The sequence below is a fragment of the Natronosalvus rutilus genome, from assembly GCF_024204665.1.
GTDB lineage: Archaea > Halobacteriota > Halobacteria > Halobacteriales > Natrialbaceae > Natronosalvus > Natronosalvus rutilus.
Genome location: NZ_CP100355.1, coordinates 3,606,719 through 3,627,153, shown reverse-complemented (window position 1 = coordinate 3,627,153; position 20,435 = coordinate 3,606,719). Strand labels below are relative to the sequence as shown.

Below are 20,435 nucleotides of genomic sequence, written 5' to 3'. Positions count from 1 at the left end.
CATGAACAACTGTGAACTAATTTTACAACATACTTTTGTACCCACCGTTCGTGATCAGAGTCAATGACGCTACGCGCCGCGCTCGACGACTACAAGCGACACCAAGGGTCCCCGACCGTGTTCCCCGGCGAGCGCCGGACCACGAGCGGCCGTTTCTCTGGACTGGCCGGCCGAACCGTCCACGTCGGCCGAGATGGAACGCTACGAGATTTCTCCTATCCGCTCACTGGCTGCTACGGGATCGACCGCTCCCGGTTCGGCGTCCGGGTCGACGGCGAGGTCCGGTGGCTCGACGAACTCGAGACGACGTCCCAGTCGTACGTCGACGATACGGCGCTGGTCGAGACGACCTTCGCCGGCGACGGTCTCGAACTCGAACTCGAGCGCCTGGATCTCACCCTCGATGAGTTGCACGTGACCCACGTCACGGTCGCCGAGGGGAGCGCCGACGCGCTCGCGGCGTTCGTCTCGTTCGCGCCAGGGGGGCGCGACGACCGGATCGGACAACTCGTCTACGACGATCCGGGCGTCGTCGAGGTGTATCATCGAGCGGAACACGACTTCCTGACGAGCGAACCCCGCTTCGAGACGGTCGGCGGCCAGCTACCCGAACGCCTGGCGGACGTCCTTGACGACGAACCCGCCGTTTACCCCAACAGCGAGGAGACGGGCCAGTACGAGGACGGCCGGCTCGGCGGGTACGTACTCGGTTTCGTGCCGTTCGAGGACGGGAGCGCGACGGTCGTCAGCCGCCTCACCGACACCCCCGACTCGTCGGCCGTCGCCGACGACCTCGTCGAACGAACTGCCGCACTCGCCGACGCCGAACCGATCCGGGAAGCGGCGCCCACGATTTCCGCCAGCCGAGAGGGGAGCGCTGACATCGGGATCGGGACGGCAGGCCCCGAGCGAACGACCGTCGTCGACGACCTCCGCGTTCTCGGCGTCCTCTCGAGCGAGCGCGGCAGTCGCATGGCCGGCCCCGACTTCGACCCCCACTACGAGTACTCCGGGGGCTATGGCTACACCTGGTTCCGCGACGACGCCGAAATCGCCCGCTTCCTCCTCGAGAGCGCGGACGCCCTCGAGCTGGACATCGAGACCATCCACGAACACAGCGCGGCCTTCTACGCCGACGTCCAGCTCGAGGACGGCACCTGGCCCCACCGGGTCTGGCCGGACGACGGCTCGCTCGCGCCCGGCTGGGCGAACGATCATATCGGCGGCGACGGCATCGACTACCAGGCCGATCAGACCGCCAGCGTCCTCTCGTACCTCGCGGCGTACGCGGGGACGAGCGACGAGCGGGTTCGCGAGGTCGAACCCGTGATCGAACGAGGACTCGAGGGCCTCGACGGCACCCTCGCCGAGGACGGCCTGCCGGTCGCCTGCCAGAACGCCTGGGAGAACATGGCCGGCCGATTTACCCACACCGCCGCGACGTTCCTTCACGCCTACGCCGCCGTCGCGGCAGCCCCGATCGACGAGGAGCTGCGAGCACACGCCCACGAACAGGCGCGAGCCGTCTACCGCGGCCTCGATCGACTCTGGGACGACGACCGCGGCATCTACGCCCTCCGCGAACGCGACGGCGACCTCGACTCCCGGCTGGACTCGAGCACGTTCGCGCTCGTCGACGCCCACGCGACCTACGACGCGCTCGAGTCGGTCGACGACCAGCGCCGTGAACGCCTGCGCCTGCACGTCGACGCGATGCTGGACGGGCTCGCTCGGGAAACCGACGCCGTCTCTGGGCTGATCCGCTTCGAGGGCGACGACTGGCGCACTCGCACGCAAGCGGACGAGAAGATCTGGACCGTCTCGACGGCCTGGGGAGCCAACGCCGCCGTCTCACTCGCTCGACTCCTCGAAAACGACGCGTACCTCGAGCGCGCTCGCGACCTCCTCGCGGAGCTGTTCCCCGGAGGGAGTCTCTGCCTCGAGTCGGGCTACCTGCCTGAGCAGGTCTTCGACGACGGCACTCCCGACAGTGCGACGCCGCTCGGGTGGCCCCACGCGCTTCGGCTGGCGACGGTCGCACAGCTGTGCGAGCTCGGCGAACCGGTTCGGCCGGAGCACTCGACGCCGGTCTCGAACTGACGGTAACGACGCCCGGGCGTGCTCGCCTCGATACCTTTTTTCTTCGGGCTGTCCAACCGTGATCGAACTGAGACTCGATGCGCGAACCAAAGTCGATCCGCGTCCGCCCGTCCGCAACGTCGGTGAACCCGTCGCCGACCAGATCCTTCGCGACCGGGGTCGATCGGTCGTGAACGGGTTCGTCCTCGCCGGGACGAGTTCCGGTGTAGGCAAGACCGTCGCGACGCTCGCGACGACCCGGGCCCTCGAGGACGCCGGCTACGACGTCCAACCCGCGAAAGTGGGCCCGGACTTCATCGATCCGAGCCACCACGAGGCCGTAGCGGGTCGCCCCTCGAGAACGCTCGACCCTTGGCTCGAGGGCGTCGAGGGGGCGCGCCGAAATTACCACCGTGGCGAGGGCGACGTCTGCGTCGTCGAGGGGATGATGGGGCTGTACGACGGCGACGCCTCGAGTACGGCGATGCTCGCCGAAGCGCTGGACCTCCCCGTCGTCCTCGTGGTCGACGCCGCTGCCGGGATGGAGAGCGTGGCTGCGACGGCGCTCGGGTTTCGTCGCTACGCCGAGATCGCCGACCGCGACGTCGAGGTGGCCGGAATCGTCGCCCAGCGCGCTCACGGCGGCCGTCACGAGGACGGAATCAGAAACGCGCTCCCGGAGGACCTGACGTACTTCGGCCGCGTCTCGCCGCATCCGGACCTCGAGATCCCCGACCGTCACCTCGGGTTACACACCGGGGAGGAGGCGCCGCTCGAAGCGGATGCGCTGCGGACAGCCGCCGACCTCGACGTCGATCGATTGGTTTCGATCGCCCGCTCACCCCCGAAACCGCGGTCGGTCGACGACTCCGCCGGTCGGTTCGACGCTTGTATCGCGGTCGCGTCTGACCGGGCGTTCTGCTTTCGGTATCCGGCGACGATCGAACGGCTGCGCGAACGCGCTGCCGTCCGAACGTTTTCCCCCGTGGCGGGCGACCCGGTTCCCGACTGCGACGGCATCTACCTCCCCGGCGGGTATCCGGAACTACACGCCGCCGACCTGTCCGCCGGGGGCACACTCGCGGAACTCGAGGCACGGGCGAGCGAGGGAGTACCGGTGTTCGGCGAGTGCGGTGGGCTGATGGCGATGGCGGAGTCGTTGACGACGGTCGACGGCGAGCGCCACCGAATGGCCGGGATATTGCCGGCGGACGTGACGATGTGTGAGCGTTACCAAGCGCTCGAGCACGTCGAACTCGCGGCCACGCGCGACGGACTGACCGCCCGGGCCGGCGAAACCCTCCGCGGCCACGAGTTTCACTACTCCCGGGCGGACGCGGCCACCGACGCGCGGTTCGCCTTCGAGGTGCGACGCGGCGAGGGGATCACCGGCGACGCCGACGGCCTACTCGAGTACGCGTCCCTCGGGACGTACGCTCACGTCCATCCCGAGAGCGGCGCGTTCGACCGCTTTCTCGAGGCGGTCGCGGCGAACGGCGGCGGCTACAGCCGCTGAGGCCCCTGATCTCTGCGGACACTCGAGCCGTCAGTTCGGTGATCGGAGAGGCCGTAAACGTCGGGAATCAGGCATTTTCGAGCATCTGAGAGAACGCATCTGGTTCGGGAACGGGAAACGCCACCATTTTGCGCCCGCCAGCCGAGCGAGTCGGTAATGCGTCGGACTGTACCACCGAACGGTACGAACGTGGCCGTCGGACGATCATGGGTTCGTGCCGCCCCGTTCTCGAGGGGATCGAACACGAATGACTGAAACCGTTCTCATCGCCGGCACCGCGAGCCACGTCGGAAAGAGTACGCTCGCGGCCGGACTCTGTTGGCTCCTGGCTCGACGGGGCGTCTCCGTGGCCCCGTTCAAGGCCCAGAACATGAGCAACAACGCGCGAGTAGCACTCGCGCCCGACGGAACGTGGGGCGAGATCGGGGTGTCCCAGTACGTCCAGTCGCGGGCGGCCGGTGTCGTTCCGACGACCGACGTCAACCCCGTCCTGCTAAAACCGAGAGGAAGTGGCGAGAGTCAGCTGATCGTTCACGGCGAGGCGGTCGCGAACGTCAGTGCCGGTGGGTACTACGACGACCACTGGCCGGTCGCTCGACGCGCCGCCGAGGAGTCCCACGCACGTCTCGCGGCGGATCACGACGTAATCGTCGCGGAAGGAGCCGGAAGCATTGCCGAAATCAACCTCCACGATCGGGACCTTGCCAACGTCGAAACCGCGCGATTTGCCGACGCCGACATCGTGATCGCCGTCGACATCGAACGCGGCGGCGCGTTCGCCAGCCTGTACGGGACGCTCGAGTTCGTGCCGGACGACCTTCGGGAACGGGTCGCTGGCGCGATCATCACCAAATTTCGGGGTGATCCATCGCTCCTGGCGTCCGGCATCGAGGAACTCGAGGCCCGGACCGGCGTTCCGATACTCGGGGTGGTCCCTCACGACGACCCCGGACTGCCCGCAGAGGACAGTGTCTCCGTCCCCGACCTGAACGCGAACGAGTCGCGTATCGTCGGCGACGACTGCGTTCCCGCTGATCGATCGGTGACGATAGCGGTTCCCCGACTCCCTCGGATCTCGAACTTCACCGACCTCGAGCCGCTAGCCCGGGAGCCGGGCGTTCGCGTGGAGTACGTACCGCTCGAGGACGAGCTGACCGACGCCGATGCGGTGATCGTTCCGGGTTCGAAGAACACCGTCGACGATCTGGGGGCGCTCGTCGACGCCGGATTTGACGACCACCTCCGCGCCTTCGAGGGGCCGATAGTGGGCCTGTGCGGCGGGTATCAACTGCTCGGCGAGCGCCTCGAGAACGCCGGCATAGAGAGCACGCGGGATGTCGACACGGTCGAGGGGATTGGACTCCTGCCGGTCGAAACGCGATTTTCACCTGAAAAGCGCGTCGAGCGCGTCTCGCGGTCGGTAACCGTCGGCGGACCGTTCGACACCGCGGGGACCGTCACCGGCTACGAGATCCGGATGGGACGCACCACGCTCACGGCACCGGCTTCCCAACCGTTCGGACCGGAGAGCTGTGCCTCGGGGCTGGTAGTCGGAACCTACCTGCACGGCCTGTTCGAAAACGACCCCGTTCGCGAGGCGTTCCTCGAGTCGGTGTTCGCGTTGGCGAGCGTGCCTCGGCCGCGTTGCCGGGTCGACGACGAGGGGTCGCCGTACGACCGAGCGGCGTCGCTGCTCGAGACGCACGTCGACCTCGGACCGGTCGGATTCTGATCGACGACGCTGAAGGCGAACCGTTCGACCTCACTGCGGAAACCGGGCGAGTGGCCGGAAAAATCAAGTTCAGGCTTCCGGGGCCGCCGGCTCACGTCGCTGGGGGTGGAGCAACGATTCGCCGGTGTCCCGGTCGAAGAGTCGGATCTTCGATTCGTCGAACGTGATCTCGATGGTCTCGCCCACGGCGGGCTTGACGTCGGCGTTGACGCGAGCGATGAAGTCGTCGTGGATGTCGAGGTAGAGGTAGTTGTCACTGCCGATCGGCTCGAGGACGTCGACCGTCGTCTGGATCCCGTCCGAACCGGGGTCGGCCGTATAGACGTCTTCCGGGCGGATACCGAGGGTGACCGGCTGTCCGTCCTCGACGTCGATGTCGGCGGCGTACTCGGGCGACAGCGAGTAGCGGAAGTCCTCGCCGTCGGTGAGGACGAGCGAATTGCCGGACGTGCGGGCGACGACCTCGAGGAAGTTCATCGACGGCGAACCGACGAAGCCGCCGACGAATTCATTCGCAGGTTTATCGTAGACGTGGGTCGGCGCGCCGACTTGCTGGAGTTCGCCGTCGTTGAGGATGACGATTTTGTCACCCATGGTCATCGCCTCCTCCTGGTCGTGGGTGACGTAGACGGAGGTGATGCCGAGTTCGTCCTGGAGGCGCTGGATTTCGGCGCGCATCGTGGTCCGGAGCTTCGCGTCGAGGTTCGACAGCGGCTCGTCGAACAGGAACAGTTTCGGCTCGCGGACGATCGCTCGCCCGAGGGCGACGCGCTGTTTCTGGCCGCCGGAGAGTTCGTCGGGTTTCTGGTCGAGGAGTTCCTCGATGTCCATCATCTCGGCTGCCCACTGGACCTTCTCCGTTCGCTCGGCTTTCGAGAGGTCCGTACTCATCCGCAGGCCGAAGGCCATGTTCTGGAAGACCGTCTTGTGTGGGTAGAGCGCGTAGTTCTGGAACACCATCGCGATGTCCCGGTTCCGGGCGCTCTGGTTCGTGATCTCTTCGTCGCCGAGGAAGATCGGCCCGGTCGTCGGCTTCTCGAGGCCGGCGATCATACGCAGCGTCGTCGTTTTCCCACACCCCGACGGCCCGACGACGGTGACGAACTCGCCGTCCTCGACCTCGAGACTCAGATCGTCGACGGCGACGATCTCTCCGCGGTCGTACTCCTTTCGGAGGTTCTCGACTCTCAGACTCGCCATTTCCTAGGTGTGAGTGAATCGCACATATAATTCTTTTCCTCGATTTCGAACGAGTGATGCACTATTTCGTAGTACTTTTAACCGTGGCTGCGTGATATTCGCTATCGTATTCCAGTGGCTGCTGGCAGTTTCGGCCGGGATTCCGCCTCACCATTCCTCGAGAGTCCCCACGAGGAGGCCGTCCGTCGTCCGACGACGTGTGCGAGCAGCCAGAACCGAGACACCCTATGACGACACCGAATTCGATCCACGACGACTCGAATCGATTTCCCACCGTGAGCTGGGCGAGCGGCGAAACGTACGGGCTCGAGACGCCCCAAGACTACGACACCGACGATCCGACGCGCGTCTGGTGCACCCTGACCGACGGAGCGATCACCGAACCGCGGTTCCCGCGCGTGGACGTGATGAACCTGCGAACGCTGTCGTTCGTCGTCACCGACGGCGACGGCTACGTGGCGCGAACGAGTCGACCGACCCAGCGCGCGACCGATACGCTCGAGCGCACCGTGACGCCGACGGCCGACGACGCGCTCGTCTACGAGCACCGGTTTCGTGAGACGGAGGCGGGCCGTGACTGGACGCTGACCGTCGAAACCGCCGTCGATACCGAGAACGAGGCGCTGTGCTGTTCGATCGCGTTCGACGCGGCCGACGCTCCCACCGAGTACGACATTTACGTCGTCGGCCAGCCGACGCCATCCGCACGAGGCGTCCACACCCGCGCCGAACGCCGAGGCAAGACCGGCGACTACGGACTCGTCGCCTCCGACACCGGCGGCGGGTCGACCGTCATTCACGACCAGGACGGCGAGCCCTACCACGTTGCGCTGGCACTCGAGGCCGCGAACGGGTTCGACTGGGCGGCGGTCCGCGAGGGCGGGGAGAACGGGATGGAGCCGCTCGAGGGGGACGCCGGCGCCGCGGTTTCGGGCGAGGGAATCGTCTCGCTCGGCGCTCGCGTCGGGAGTGGCGTTTCTGCCCTCGAGACCGAAGTCGCACTCGGATTCGCGACCGAGGCGGATACGGACGCGGCACGGGCGGAAACGAGGCGAGCGCTCGAGGGCGGCTTCGAGACGATTCGCGAGGACTACGTCGACTCCTGGCGGTCGTACCTCACGGACCTGAACGTCCCCGCGAGCGTCGCCGGCGATCCGGACCGGCGCGTCCAGTACGACTTCGCGGCGATGGTCCTCAAGGCCGTCGAGGACAAGACGTTCGTCGGCGCGGGCCTCGCGTCTCCCTCGGTCCCCTGGGGAACCGGTGTCGAGGCCACCGAAGCGGCGGACTACGGCTACAACTTCGTCTGGTCGCGAGACCTCTACCAGGTCTCGACCGCCTTCGAGGCGATGGGCGACGTCGAGAGCGCGATCGACGCCACGGAGTACCTCTTTCGCTACCAGCTCGAGGACGACGGTTTCCTCCCGCAGAACACCTACCTTGAGGGGACCACGCGATGGGGCGGCGAGCAACTGGACAACGTCTCGTTCCCGGTCGTCATGGCCTACCAGTTCGCGAACCGCCACGGCTACGGGCTCGAGGCGGCGAGTTACGATTACGAGGACGTGCGGACCATTGCGGAGTACGTCCTGCGAAGCGGACCCGACAGCGAACAGGAGCGCTGGGAGGAGGAGGCGGGCTACTCCCCGAGTACGATCGCCGCCGAGATCGCGGGGCTCGTCTGTGCGGCCTGGTTCGCCGACCGCGCGGGCGCGGACGAGGACGCCATCCGTTGTCTCGCGGTCGCCGACGACTGGTCGCGCGGCGTCGAGGAGTGGTGTGCCACGACGACAGGCACCGACGAGCACGACGCACCCTACTACGTTCGCGTGAGCGCTGACGGTCGACCCGACGAGCCGAGCGAGCGGACCCTCGCCAACGGCGGACCGACGCTCGACGAACGCGACATCGTCGACGCGGGCTTTCTCGAGTTGGTGCGACTCGGAATCGTCCCCTGGGACGACGAGGTCGTCCGCAACTCGCTTGCCGTCGTCGACGAGACGATCCACGTCGACACGCCCCACGGGTCCGCGTGGTACCGGTACAACGGCGACGGCTACGGCGAACAGACCGCCGACGGACCGGACGGCGCGGGCGCGCCATGGTCGCTCACGCACGCGGGCAAGGGTCGACTGTGGCCCATCTTCACGGGTGAACGCGGGGAGTACGAACTGCTCGCCGACGAGACCGACGCCGACCTCGAGCCGTCGGCCCTCCTGGAGACGATGACCGGCTTCGCCAACAGCGGGCGAATGCTCCCGGAACAGGTCTGGGACAGCGAAGACCCGACCGAGTTCGGCTGGACGTTCGGCAGCGGAACCGCGGCTGCGACGCCCCTGGCGTGGAGTTGCGCCCAGTACGTTCGCCTCGCTCACTCCATCGACGCCGGACGCCCGGTTGAGACGCCCGAAATCGTCGCGGACTTCTTCCGCGGGCGAGGTCGTGGTCGCACCTCGAGCGAGCCAACGAGCCCGACGCTCGAGCTCGAGGCCGATGGCGAGACTGTGTCGGGCACCACTGACGGCGACTACGTCGTCGCCCAGACGGACGCAGGAGTCGAGACGATAGCGGTCACGGACGGGCGTTTCTCGCTCGAGAAGGGCGATGCATCGTCACCGATACGTGTCGTCGCCGTCAACGTTGGGGAGGTCGTCTGGGACCTCGAGACGACGACTGTAGTCCTTCGATTGAAACGGGACGTTCCGTAACCACGAGTGTGGTTGGCATCCGCATCCAAAGGACTAAATAGGTGAAGTTATAATTCATCACGTATTCACCATGACAATGGATAGGAGGACGCTGGTGAAGTACCTCGCGGGTGCCTCGGCGGCAGGTGCCCTGGCAGGATGTATCAGTACCGAAGATCCCAGCGGCAACGGTGATGGGAACGGGGACGGCAATGGGAACGGCAACGAAACCGGCAACGGCAACGGCGAGTACGAGGAGGACGAGGACTGGCCGACTGTCGAACCCGAGGGTGTCTCCGGCGAGGCCGAACTCTGGCACGACCTCAGCGAAGGCGAGCAGGACTCCTTCGACTCGTACATTGAGGAGTTCAACGGCAGCTACGACATCACGATCAGTCCGAACGCGGTGTCGGAACTCGAGGATCAGACGACGGCGACGATCCCCGCCGGCGACGGGCCCGAACTGTTCGTCTGGGCCCACGACTGGGTCGGGAAGTACCACGAGAACGGCTTCCTGAGCGACCAGAGCGACAACCTGAACATCGATCCCGAGGAGTACTTCGGGGACAACGCGAACTCGGCGCGCTACGACGGTGCGACCCTCGGCCTGCCCTTCGCGGCCGAAACCGTCGCTCTCGTCTACAACAAGGAGTACGTCGACGAGGCGCCCGAGACGTTCGAGGAAGTGCTCGAGATCGCCGAGGAGCACCACGCCCCCGAGAACAACACCTACGGGTTCACCTGGCCGATGGACGCCTACCACGTCAGCGCGTTCCCGCACGGCTTCGGTGGCTACTACTACGACGAGGAATCCGGCGAACTCGGTCTCACGAACGACGAAACCATCGCCGGCTTCCAGTACGTCATCGACAACGTCTGGGACTACATGCCGGCCGACCCCGGCGGAGAGGCCCAGCAGTCAGTGTTCATCGAGGGGAACTCGCCGTTCCTCATCACCGGTCCGTGGAACCTCGGAAACTTCGACGATAACGACCTCGACTACGGTATCGCGCCGTGGCCCGAAGTCGAGGGCAACGAGCCCAGCCCATTCACGGGCGTCCAGCTGTTCTACTTCGCCGCCGCGATGGACGAAGACCAGGAGCGAGCCGACTCGGCAATCGGCTTCGCGGAGTGGTACACGACCAACACGAGCCTGATCGCCGAACAGGCGGACAAACACGGGTTCATCCCGGTCCACAACGCCTTCGCCGACGACGGCGAGGAATCCAGCGAACTGTCCGAAAACCTGCAGGGCTTCTCCGCGGCCGTCAGCCAGGGCAACCCGATGCCGACGGCAGCGGACTTCCAGGCCGTCTGGGAACCGCTCGAGACCGAGTGGTTCGAGGCCCTCAACGGCAACAAGTCCGTCGAGGACGCGATGGCCGCCGCCGAGAGTCAAATTCAGGACGCCTGGAACTGAACGTCTGACCACCAATGAGCCTTTCTTCAGTCGGAGCGCGCTCACGGGACGGGTACCGTGCGGTAGTACCGGAGTCGATGCAGGAGTGGATCAGTGACAACAGCGCGTTGCTCCTGGTCTTGCCGGGCCTGTTTTTCTTCTCGCTATTCATGTTCTTCCCGCTCCTGTTTACGATCTACCTGTCCTTTACCGACGCCGAACCGGCGACCGTCTTCCAGGACGGACCCGGCGGATTAACCGGCTTCTTCGGCCTGCGTGGGGTGGAGAACTTCGTCGGATTGGAAAATTACGTCGCGGTGCTGTCCGACCCTGCCTTCTGGAACTCCCTCGGCATTACGTGGCTGTTCGTCGCCGTGAGCGTGACGCTCAAAGTGGCGTTCGGACTGTTCCTCGCGATGCTCGTAACGAGCGACCGCGTTCGCGGGAAGCGGTACCTGCGGTCGATCATCATCATCCCGTGGGCGCTCCCGCCGATTTTCACGATTACGATCTGGAAGGGCGTATTCAGTTCGGCCCGGTTCGGACTGGCGAACCAGGCGGTCATGGCACTGGGGTACGGAACCCAGTCGTGGTTCAACGACCGGTGGCTCGCGTTCGGAACCTACCTTCTGACCGAGATGTGGCTGGCGTACCCGTTCATGGTCATCATCACCGTGAGCGCGCTCCAGGCCGTCCCGGACGACTTGCTCGACGCCGCGAAGGTCGACGGCGCCGGCTTCGTTCACCGGTTCCTGAACGTGACCGTGCCGTCGATCAAGCGACCCGTGATGTTCGCGGCAATCTTGACCGCCGCGGCGTCGTTCACACAGTTCCTCATCCCGTACGTGTTCAACCGGGGTGGGCCGGGTCGTGCGAACGAACTCATCATCCTGTACGGCTACCGCGAGGCGTTCACGTTCGACGCCTACGGGGCCGGGGCCGCGATCATGATGACTGCCGTCGTCTTCATTGGCATCTTCATGCTCGCCGCGGTCTGGAAGGGACAGCTGGCGGAGGGGGTGAACTAACCATGACGATGTTCGAAAGCATTCGCCGAAAACTCGCGGGCGACGTACGTACGGCAATCGACAAGCCGGCCGAATTCCGGGCCGACGTGGAGTACACGATCCAGGGAGTCAGGCGGGGAACGATCTCGCCGCGGGACGTACTGATTCCCGCCGTTTCGACGCTCGCGACGCTCGCGTTCGTCTTCGTGCTGCTGCTCCCCATCTACTGGGTGCTCATGATCGCCCTGCAGGGGGAAGGCGCGACGCTCTACTCGACCGATAGCGCCGGCCTGATCCCCGAGCAATTCAGCCTGGACGCGTTCGTCTGGGTCGTCGGCGATCTGTACATTCCCGGGGCGATCTTTCGGATCGCCGTTCCCTTCACCGACATAGTGTACTACTTCGAGTGGCCACGAATCGTCTTCCTCGACGCGAGCAACTACGTCGATTCGACGTCGGACTTCCCCAGGTACTTCTGGAACAGCCTGTTCATCGGCGTCGCTACCGTCGTGATCGCCATGTCGCTCATCGTCCCGGCCGCCTACGCGTTCTCCCGCCGGGAGTTCGCCGGCCGGATGAAGCTGCTCTACGGCTACATTCTGTTCACCCAGATCGGCGGCGGTCTCGGCATCGCGGCGCTGATCGCCCTGTACACAATCTTCTCGAGTACCGGGCTCACCAACAACAAACTCGTGCTGGCGGTCTACTACGCGGCGATGGCCGTGCCATTCAACACCTGGCTGTTGAAGACGTACATGGACTCGATCCCGGTCTCTTACGAGGAGGCAGCGATCATGGACGGGGCGTCCCCGTTCCGTGTCGCCTGGGAGATCGTCCTGCCGCTGGCGAAGCCGGGGCTGGCGACGATTTTCATCTTCATCTTCCTCACCGGATGGATGGAGTTCATCGTCGCCCAGCTGGTTTTGCGCCCCGAGAACTACACGCTCCCCGTCGGACTGTTCAGCCTGGTCGACACCTACACGGTGCCGTGGGGCCGGTTCTCGGCGTTCGCGCTGGTTTACGCCTCGCCCATCGTCTTCGTCTACATGTTCGCCCAGCGCTACATCGAGAGCGGGCTCTCCTTCGGCGGCGTCTCGGGGTAGCCCGGCCTCGAGCGACATTCTCCAGTTTTACGTCCTATAGCGTCCTCAATTTTCACGTCTCATAGCGGTCTCCAGTTTCCTCGTCCCATAGCAGGATGCTCGCGCGAGCGTCACGTTAATGACCCGCTCGCGCGAGCGGGTTCCGACACTGTCACGATTCGCGTCGCGGGACAGACCCGCTCCGGATTGCCGAACGCGTCCGAATCGGTTGCTCGAGTCCCGGCGAGCCTCGAGACGACTACCGCCATCGAGTGGCGATTGCAAGTGAAGCGACTACGCACGTTCCGGTGAAATGGATGACTATGACCCAGTTCGGATACACCCTCTCGAGCGAGGAACAGGGCCCCGACCGACTCGTCGATCTCGCGGTCGCTGCCGAGGAGGCCGGCTTCGACTTCGTTTCCATCTCGGATCACTTCCACCCCTGGATTAGCGCCCAGGGCGAGTCCCCGTTCGTCTGGAGCACGCTCGGCGCGATCGCCCGGGAAACCGAGGAGATCGAAATCGGCGTGGGCGTCACCTGCCCCATCGTCCGCATCCATCCGGTCAACGTCGCCCAGGCCGTTGCAACGGTCCAGGAGCTGGCCGACGGCCGGTTCACCTTCGGGGTCGGAACCGGCGAGAACCTGAACGAACACGTCGTCGGCGAGCGCTGGCCCGAGCACTCGGTTCGCCTCGAGATGCTCGACGAGGCCATCCACGTCATGCGCGAACTCTGGACGGGCGAGCCGATCAGTTTCCACGGGGAGCACTTCACGGTCGAGGACGCGAGGCTCTACACCGTGCCCGACGAGGGCCCCGACGTCGTCGTCTCGGCGTTCGGTCCGAAATCCGCCAGGATGGCCGCCGCAGAAGGTGACGGTCTCTGGACCGTCGGCCCGCAGGAGGAGGTCATCGAGGCCTACGAGGACGCCGGCGGGGACGGACCGACCTACACCCAGCTCGACGTCTGCTACGCCGACAGCGAGAAGGAGGCGATCGACACGGTGTACGAAATGTGGCCGAACGGCGCGCTCCCGGGCGAGTTGAGCCAGGCGCTTCCGAGTCCGGCCCACTTCGAGCAGGCGACCCAGATGGTCGAGAAGGAGGACATCGCAGAAGGGTCGACGGTGACCGACCCCGACCCCAACGCGCACGTCGACTCGCTCGAGGAGGCGGTCGACGCCGGGTTCGACCACGTCTACGTCCACCAGATCGGTGACGAGGAAGAGCGCGCAATCGAGTTCTACGCGGAGACGGTGCTGCCGGAAGTCAGGTAGACTTGAGGCCGGGGCGCGTTCGATGCGGACGGTTGCTCCCTCGAGTCGCCTCGGCCGTCTCGGCTGATGTTCCCGTCACCGGGCCCCTTCGGCCGCGTCCGCTCCGGCGCTAGTCGGCGTTCGGCTCCCGGCGTAGGCTACGTACCCGGCGAGCAGCGCCGTCAGGGCACCCGAGACGATGGTACTCCAGTAGGCGCCACCGGAATCGGTCCCGTACGCGAGCACGAACGGCGAGAGTAACAGCCACAGTCCCAGGATCGTCACGAGTGACGTCGCGGGCGTACTCGAGGGGTGGGCCGTCTGAATCCGGTAGTAGTTGTAGCCGGCGAGCAGGAAAATCGACGCGCCTACGAGCACGTTGTTCCAGATGGCCGTCTCCGCCGCCTCGTAGACGAACGGCGAGACCGCGATCCAGAGGCCGATCAGCGAGACGAAGCCGCTGAGCCACTTCTGGCCGCTCGCGTCCCCTCGCGCCCCCGTTCGCGTCGTTCGGTCGTCGGCTGTTGCGTCCGTCGAACCGCGTGGTGAGTCGCTCATGATGGTCCTCGAGTCGGCTCCGAGCAGGACGCTCAAAAAGGCGGCCGACCGTTCGACCCGCTGGCTCGCGGCCTCGAGGGCCCGCGCTGCTGGCTGTGACTGCCACACGAGTCGACGATCGGCGGTCTGGACGACTAACCCGGGATTATCGGCGACTCGAGGTGCCACGAAAACGGAAGGCTCGATGTGGATAGTCGGCTCGAGCGCGTCGGGATCGATAACGGTTGGTTACCTGCCCGCTCCGGGATTACGCGATGACGACGAGCGCGTCGACCAGAATCGCCACGAGGACGGCCCCGAGGAACGCGTTCGAGGCGTGGAACGCGCGGAACGCGGCCCGTTCGGTCTGCTCGAAATGGAGGTCGACGGCGAACCAGAGGAAGAGACCGCCGAAGCACACGACGGTGACGGAGTAGAGCGCACCGAGATCCGTGAGCCAGACGAGTGCGACCGCGCCGACGAGCGTCGCTCCGATGTAGTAGAGGATATGCTTTCGCGTGACGGTTTCGCCCCGGACGACGGGCATCATCGGGAAGCCGCCGCGGGCGTAGTCGTCCTGGTAGGCCAGCGCGAGGTTGTAGAAGTGCGCGGGCGTCCAGAGGAAGATCAGGCCCGCCAGTGCCAGGGCGGGGACGCCGATTTCGTTCGTGACGGCGGCCCAGCCGATGAGCGCCGGGAGTGCGCCGGCGACTCCGCCGATGACCGTGTTCTGGACGGTGTTCGGTTTGAGCAATAGCGTGTAGACGACGCTGTAAAAGAGGATGGCCACGAGGCCGAGGGCGGCTGCCAGCGCGTTGATCGACAGGAAGACCGTCATCGACGCAGCTGTGAGGAACAGCCCGAACAGCAGGGCGTTCCGAACCGGAACCAGGTCGGTCGCCAGCGGGCGGTCGGCCGTCCTGGACATCTGCTTGTCGATGTCGCGCTCGAGGACGTGGTTGAACGTTCCCGAGGCGCCGATGGCGAGGACGCCACCGCCGAGGGTCGCGACGATGGTCGGGGCCTCGAGGTCCGGCCCAGCGGCCAGCGCCATGCCGGCAGCGGCAACCAGACAGAGCAGCCACATGAGCCGCGGCTTCATCATCTTGAAATAGGCGTAGGCGGTGAGCCGGGCTCTGGCGAATCCACCGTCGGGAAGCTGTCGGGGCGAGGCGTCACTGGTGTCGATCGGTTCCGGCGGCTCCATTCGGTCGTCGCTCGAGCCGGTGGTGACCTCAAGGTCCCACGCGAGGGCGAGGACGACGAACGCGAAGATAGCGACGCCGATGGTGAGGTGCAATCCGGGGATCAGCGCCTGTGGTCCCATCGTCGCCGTGGCGGCGCCGACGGCGACCTGAACCGGGTACAGGGCGACGGCGGCGTACAGGGCGTAACGGACGCGCCGGGTGGCGTCGCCGATTGCGGCCACGAGGGTCGTACCGATCAGGAGGAGGCCGACGAGGACGGCGGCGATGCGGTGGCCCCACGCGATCGCGAGTTCGGTCTGGCTCAGCGGGTCCGTGGGTGGAGCACATACCGGCCAGGACGTGCACGCGGTGACGGCGTTCGTCAGCGACGTGGTCGCGCCGACGATCACCAGGAGGTAGACGCCGACGGCGGTCGCTGCCAGCAATCCGGCAAACCGCGAGCGCGTCTCGATCGGACGAGGGAACGGCGGCGATGACACGAGTCTCTAGAGGAGGGTTCGTCTCCGCGTATTTAGGGGTCCCGCTTTTTCTGCCCGCCCGTCCATCATTCGCACCCGCTCAAGCGGGTGCCTCCGCTCGGCCGTCCGATTCGTCACTCGGGTGTCTGCCCACCCACCGCGACGACCGTGCGTTCGGCGAACGGTACTCGATATCGGGGCGCCTTTGCCCCTCGAGATGCCCCATCGAGACACGTATGCGCGCTCGACGAATCCCTCGACCCTCGAGACCCGCAGCAACCGGAGAACCACCCCGAACGGAGGCCGGACATTGATGAACGTCCTCGCCATCGTCGGCGTGGCGCTAGTGGTCAGCGGCGTCGTTGGGATTCAGATGGCGCCGCGAATGGTCGACGCACAGGCCGAACGCGGGGTCGGGGCGGCAGCCTCGGCCGGCGTCTCGAGGGACGACCGAATTCGCGTGATGAAGGGGTCGGGAGTGGTGATTACGCTCGTCGGCTTCGGACTGGTCCTCCTGGGCGTTTCCTGAGCTCACCGCAGACAGGCCGCCACGACCTCGAGCATCGACTCGCCCTTGACCTCCTCGGCGAACAGTGGCACTCGCCGCACGTCGGTCGCGCGAAAGAGGTCCTGGGCCTCCATCAGCGCGTTCTGCTGGACGTCCCAGCGACGCTGGCAGAACGCGCAGGAGTCGAGGTCAGGCTGCAGAAACTCGCCCTCGACGTCGTCGGTGATCTCAGCCAGTGGTTCCATCACACGATTGACGACGACCGTGCCGACCGGTATGTCGAACTCGTTCAACTGGGCACGCAGGCGCTTCGACTCGAGGACGCTCATCTCCTCGGGGACCATGACGATCCGGAAGTCGGTTCGCTCGGGGTCCTGGAGTACGGCCCGGAGACGTTCGATGCGCTCCCGGAGGATCTCGAGGTCCTGGAGGTCGTTTTCGTCTGCCTCGCCGGCGCCGCCGAACATTCCCTTGATCCCGTCGACCATGCTCCCGACGCGCTGGCGGAAGCTGATGATCCGGCCCATCATGGTGTCCATGATCTCCGGCAACTGGAGCAACCGGAGGGTGTGACCAGTGGGCGCGGTGTCGACCACTACGCGGTCGAACCGATCGTCGTCGAGGTACTCGAGGAGGGTCTGCATCGCGGCGGCCTCGTCGGCGCCGGGCATCGTTCCCCCGAAGAGCATGTCCATCGGCGTGTCCTCACCCATGAACTGACCGAGGCCGCCAAGCGCGTCGGGACCGCCCTCAGCCATAAATTCTGCCTGGCCCTCCTCTAAGGCCGCGTCGGGGTCGATCTCGGCGGCGAACAGTGGGATATCCTCGCGGAGGCGCTCGGGTCGGGTTCCAATCTCGGTCTCGAACGTATCGGAGAGGGAGTGGGCGGGGTCGGTCGAGACGACGAGCGTCGCGGTCCCGCGTTTCGCGCTATCGAGTGCCGTTGCGGCGGCCATGGTCGTCTTGCCGACGCCGCCTTTCCCGCCGTAGAGGACATATGCAGGGCCGTCGACGGGTTCGTCGGATGGCTCGACGTCGATGGTCCGTCGGTCTGTGTCCGCGCTCGCGTCCACATCCTCGTCGGCCCCGTCGTCGACCGATTCCGTCGGTGTCACTTCGATCGTGTTGTCCTCGTCTCCGGCCGCGTCGGTCTCGTCGACGGGATCGACATCGAGTCCGCTCATGCTCAAGGCTATCGGACGAAGCCACGAGTACTCGTCGGTTGCGAGCGCTCGAGTCGAGTAGCGAGTAGCGAGTAGCGAATAGTAAATAAGCAGCGATCAGCCGAAGTACTCGGCCAGCCGATCGGCCGCCTCCTCGAGTCGCGGCGTCACGAGCGCGAACCGGAGCCAGTCCTCGCGAGCTGTGCCGAATGCCTCCCCTGGCATCCCGGCGACGCCGGCCTCGTCGATCAGGCGCTCGACGTTCGCCAGGGTGCCCGGATACCCCTCGAACCTGGCCAGGACGTAGAACGCACCGTCCGGGCGGGTGTACTCGGCACCGGCCGCCTCGAGCGCCGCGGTGAAGGTGTCGACGCGCTCGCGGAGCAGTTCGCGATTGGCCTCGTAGTACTCCGGGCCGGTCTCCCGGAGCGCCTGGAGGACGGCGTACTGGGCCGGGGCACTTCCGGCGACGTTCACTAGCATGTGGCGGCTCTTTGCATCGTCGACGAGATGGAGCGGGAAGATGGCGTAGCCGACGCGAAAGCCCGTGATCGCCAGGGACTTCGAGAACGCGTTGGTGATGATCCGGTGGTCGGAGGCGACCCCGAGCGCGCTCGAGAACGTTCCGGAGAGGTCGTAGTGATCGTACACCTCGTCGGCGACGAGGATCGCGTCGTTCTCCTCGGCGATGGCGACGAGTTCGCGAACCGTGGACTCGGGGTAGACCGCGCCGGTGGGATTGTTCGGGGTGTTGACGACGATGGCGGCCGTCTCCTCGCTCGCCGCCTCGCGAACCGCCGAGGGCTCGAGTTGGCCGTCCTCGGCCGCTTCGACGTAGCGGGGCTCGCCGCCGAGCATCGTCGTCTTGCCCGGGTAGTACGAGTAGACGGGATCGGTCAGGATCACCTCGGACCCCGCGTCGCGCTCGAGCGCCCGGGCCATCGCCAGGTAGTTCGCCTCGCCAGCCCCGTTCGTGACGACGACCTGCTCGAGGCCGACGCCGCGGCGGGTCGCGATCTCCTCGCGGAGGCTTCGAAGGCCCTCGCTGGGCGGGTACTGGAAGTACTCGCTCTCGAGGTCGGCGTACTCGTGAAGGCCGTCCCTGAGTGCTTCAGGCGGCTCCCAGTCGGGGTTGCCGCTGACCATGTCGATGACGTCCCGATCGGCCTCGGCGGCGTAGCCCATGACGTGAAAGAAGAGGGGCGTTTCGTACTCCATGTGCGCTCGTGCGCCGTCGGAGATGGTGATTCTTTCGTCACGCGGTTCCGACGACCAGCCGGGCCGATGCCCTAGAACCATTTCCTTCGAGTGCGTGTGTTGTGTCATGCCTCCGCTGGATGACACGCCCGACGGAACTGACCCCGAGGCGCTCGTGCGACGCTACTACGACCGCGTCGACGCCGACGACGTCGAGGGACTGCTCGAACTCTTCTCGGAGACGATTACCTACGAACGCCCCGGACAGGACCCGATCGAGGGCCGGGCGGACCTTCGGGCGTTCTACGAGCGGGACCGCCCGCTCGAGGATGGGGAGCACAGCCTCGAGGCCGTGATCGTGGACGGTGAGGGTGGCGGTGATGGCGATGGTAACGACGACGACGGCAATCGGGTAGCCGTTCGTGGCCGATTCTCGGGCGTCCAGAACGGCGAGTCGGTTTCGTTCGGCTTCGCCGATTTCCACGACATAAACGAAGACGGCGTGATCGAGAACCGCTGGACGTACACGGATCGCGACACGGTCTGAGGAGGAGTGAAAGCCGATCTCGTGTGAACAGTCTTCTTCTCGACGGAACTACGTGCTGAGAGCGGTCCGTCAACCCCACGATTCACGGCGGTGGCTCCCGTCGGAGGAGACATGAGCAACGCCAACGTCGATTCGGACCGACCTGCCGAATCGTCACCCACGGATCCAGCCACCCGCACCGATTCGGCGTCTGGAGCGGTACAGTTCGAAGCGCCGCTCGACCTCGTTTCCGGGGTGGGGGAACGACTCCGCGAGCGCGGTGACACCCTCGCCGTCGCCGAGTCCTGCACGGGGGGCCTCCTCGGGGGCGCGATCACGGCGGTTCCCGGTTCGAGCGACTACTTCGACAGCGGCCACGTCGTCTACGCCTACGACGCCAAGCGCCGCCACCTCGGCGTCTCCCGTGAGTCGCTGGACGAACACGGGGCCGTCTCCGAACCCGTCGCCCTCGAGATGGCTCGCGGGGTGCGCGACGTCACGGACGCCACGTGGGGACTCTCGATCACGGGCGTCGCCGGTCCGAGCGGCGGGACCGCGGAGACGCCGGTCGGGACGGTCTACGTCGGGGTCGCCTACGCTGGCCCCTGGGGGACCGAAACTTCGTTCGCGATGGCGACGCGACATCAGTTCGACGGCGACCGCCACGACGTTCGCATGCAGACGGTTCGAACCGCTCTCGAGCGGTTGCAGGCAGTGCTCGAGTCCGAATCCGACTCCGAGTTCGAATCGACCTCGTGATTCCACTATATTTTCGATACTAATACGGTATATTTTCTATACCAAATGCGAATCGCCTGGCGATATGGGTGGTACCTCGAGCGAACGGTGACGAAAACGCCTGAACGGAGAAGAAAAC

Annotated in this window: 16 protein-coding genes; 11 read left to right on the top strand and 5 right to left on the bottom strand. The window is 65.9% G+C overall.

Annotation, left to right across the window (positions count from 1 at the left end; all coding sequences use genetic code 11):
- Window positions 1–63 precede the first annotated feature (63 nt).
- From NGM29_RS17650 to NGM29_RS17640, 3 genes are all read left to right on the top strand, one after another.
- Window positions 64–2,100 carry a DUF7997 domain-containing protein gene (locus NGM29_RS17650; RefSeq protein ID WP_254158092.1) on the top strand — a complete coding sequence of 679 codons (2,037 nt, stop codon included), beginning with the start codon at window positions 64–66 and terminating at the stop codon, window positions 2,098–2,100.
- A 169-nt stretch (window positions 2,101–2,269) separates the two neighbouring features.
- Window positions 2,270–3,595, top strand: coding sequence for a cobyrinic acid a,c-diamide synthase (locus NGM29_RS17645; RefSeq protein WP_254160631.1), 1,326 nt, complete (start codon window positions 2,270–2,272; stop codon window positions 3,593–3,595).
- A 247-nt stretch (window positions 3,596–3,842) separates the two neighbouring features.
- Window positions 3,843–5,327, top strand: coding sequence for a cobyric acid synthase (locus NGM29_RS17640; RefSeq protein ID WP_254158091.1), 1,485 nt, complete (start codon window positions 3,843–3,845; stop codon window positions 5,325–5,327).
- A 69-nt stretch (window positions 5,328–5,396) separates the two neighbouring features.
- Here the strand turns inward: NGM29_RS17640 and NGM29_RS17635 are convergent, their stop codons facing one another.
- Window positions 5,397–6,527, bottom strand: a complete 1,131-nt coding sequence (locus tag NGM29_RS17635; protein WP_254158090.1) for an ABC transporter ATP-binding protein — start codon at window positions 6,525–6,527, stop codon at window positions 5,397–5,399.
- Window positions 6,528–6,754: 227 nt separating this feature from the next.
- Here NGM29_RS17635 and NGM29_RS17630 point away from each other — a divergent pair, with 227 nt between their 5' ends.
- The 5 genes from NGM29_RS17630 (at window position 6,755) to NGM29_RS17610 (ending at window position 13,982) form a co-directional block, all read left to right on the top strand.
- The gene (locus tag NGM29_RS17630; protein WP_254158089.1) at window positions 6,755–9,235 is read left to right on the top strand and encodes a glycoside hydrolase family 15 protein; all 2,481 of its coding nucleotides are present in this window, start codon (window positions 6,755–6,757) and stop codon (window positions 9,233–9,235) included.
- Between the two features lie 76 nt (window positions 9,236–9,311).
- Window positions 9,312–10,634: an extracellular solute-binding protein gene (locus tag NGM29_RS17625; protein WP_254158088.1), complete on the top strand. Its 1,323-nt coding sequence runs from the start codon at window positions 9,312–9,314 to the stop codon at window positions 10,632–10,634.
- 77 nt (window positions 10,635–10,711) lie between these two features.
- Entirely contained in the window at window positions 10,712–11,641 is a 930-nt protein-coding gene (locus NGM29_RS17620; RefSeq protein WP_254158087.1) for a carbohydrate ABC transporter permease, read from the top strand.
- 2 nt (window positions 11,642–11,643) lie between these two features.
- Window positions 11,644–12,723, top strand: coding sequence for a sugar ABC transporter permease (locus NGM29_RS17615; protein WP_254158086.1), 1,080 nt, complete (start codon window positions 11,644–11,646; stop codon window positions 12,721–12,723).
- 296 nt (window positions 12,724–13,019) lie between these two features.
- On the top strand, window positions 13,020–13,982 hold the full coding sequence (locus NGM29_RS17610; RefSeq protein ID WP_425499179.1) for a TIGR03557 family F420-dependent LLM class oxidoreductase: 963 nt from the start codon (window positions 13,020–13,022) through the stop codon (window positions 13,980–13,982).
- Window positions 13,983–14,057: 75 nt separating this feature from the next.
- Here NGM29_RS17610 and NGM29_RS17605 read toward each other — a convergent pair whose 3' ends face one another.
- Complete coding sequence (locus tag NGM29_RS17605) at window positions 14,058–14,519, bottom strand: SPW repeat protein (protein WP_254158084.1); 462 nt, start codon at window positions 14,517–14,519, stop codon at window positions 14,058–14,060.
- Between the two features lie 247 nt (window positions 14,520–14,766).
- Window positions 14,767–16,185: a heme o synthase gene (locus NGM29_RS17600; protein WP_254158083.1), complete on the bottom strand. Its 1,419-nt coding sequence runs from the start codon at window positions 16,183–16,185 to the stop codon at window positions 14,767–14,769.
- Window positions 16,186–16,477: 292 nt separating this feature from the next.
- On the opposite strand from NGM29_RS17600, the gene NGM29_RS17595 reads away from it, so the two are divergent.
- Window positions 16,478–16,693 (top strand): hypothetical protein, encoded by a 216-nt coding sequence (locus NGM29_RS17595; protein ID WP_254158082.1) that lies wholly within the window; start codon window positions 16,478–16,480, stop codon window positions 16,691–16,693.
- Between the two features lie 2 nt (window positions 16,694–16,695).
- Here NGM29_RS17595 and NGM29_RS17590 read toward each other — a convergent pair whose 3' ends face one another.
- Together NGM29_RS17590 and NGM29_RS17585 are read right to left on the bottom strand one after the other, a co-directional pair.
- Window positions 16,696–17,856 (bottom strand): ArsA family ATPase, encoded by a 1,161-nt coding sequence (locus NGM29_RS17590; RefSeq protein WP_254158081.1) that lies wholly within the window; start codon window positions 17,854–17,856, stop codon window positions 16,696–16,698.
- Between the two features lie 96 nt (window positions 17,857–17,952).
- Window positions 17,953–19,053, bottom strand: a complete 1,101-nt coding sequence (locus NGM29_RS17585) for a pyridoxal phosphate-dependent aminotransferase (RefSeq protein ID WP_254158080.1) — start codon at window positions 19,051–19,053, stop codon at window positions 17,953–17,955.
- Between the two features lie 106 nt (window positions 19,054–19,159).
- On the opposite strand from NGM29_RS17585, the gene NGM29_RS17580 reads away from it, so the two are divergent.
- On the top strand, window positions 19,160–19,579 hold the full coding sequence (locus tag NGM29_RS17580) for a nuclear transport factor 2 family protein (protein ID WP_254158079.1): 420 nt from the start codon (window positions 19,160–19,162) through the stop codon (window positions 19,577–19,579).
- Between the two features lie 111 nt (window positions 19,580–19,690).
- A complete protein-coding gene (locus NGM29_RS17575) occupies window positions 19,691–20,317 on the top strand; it encodes a CinA family protein (RefSeq protein WP_254158078.1) in 627 nt (208 codons plus the stop codon).
- Window positions 20,318–20,435 lie beyond the last annotated feature (118 nt).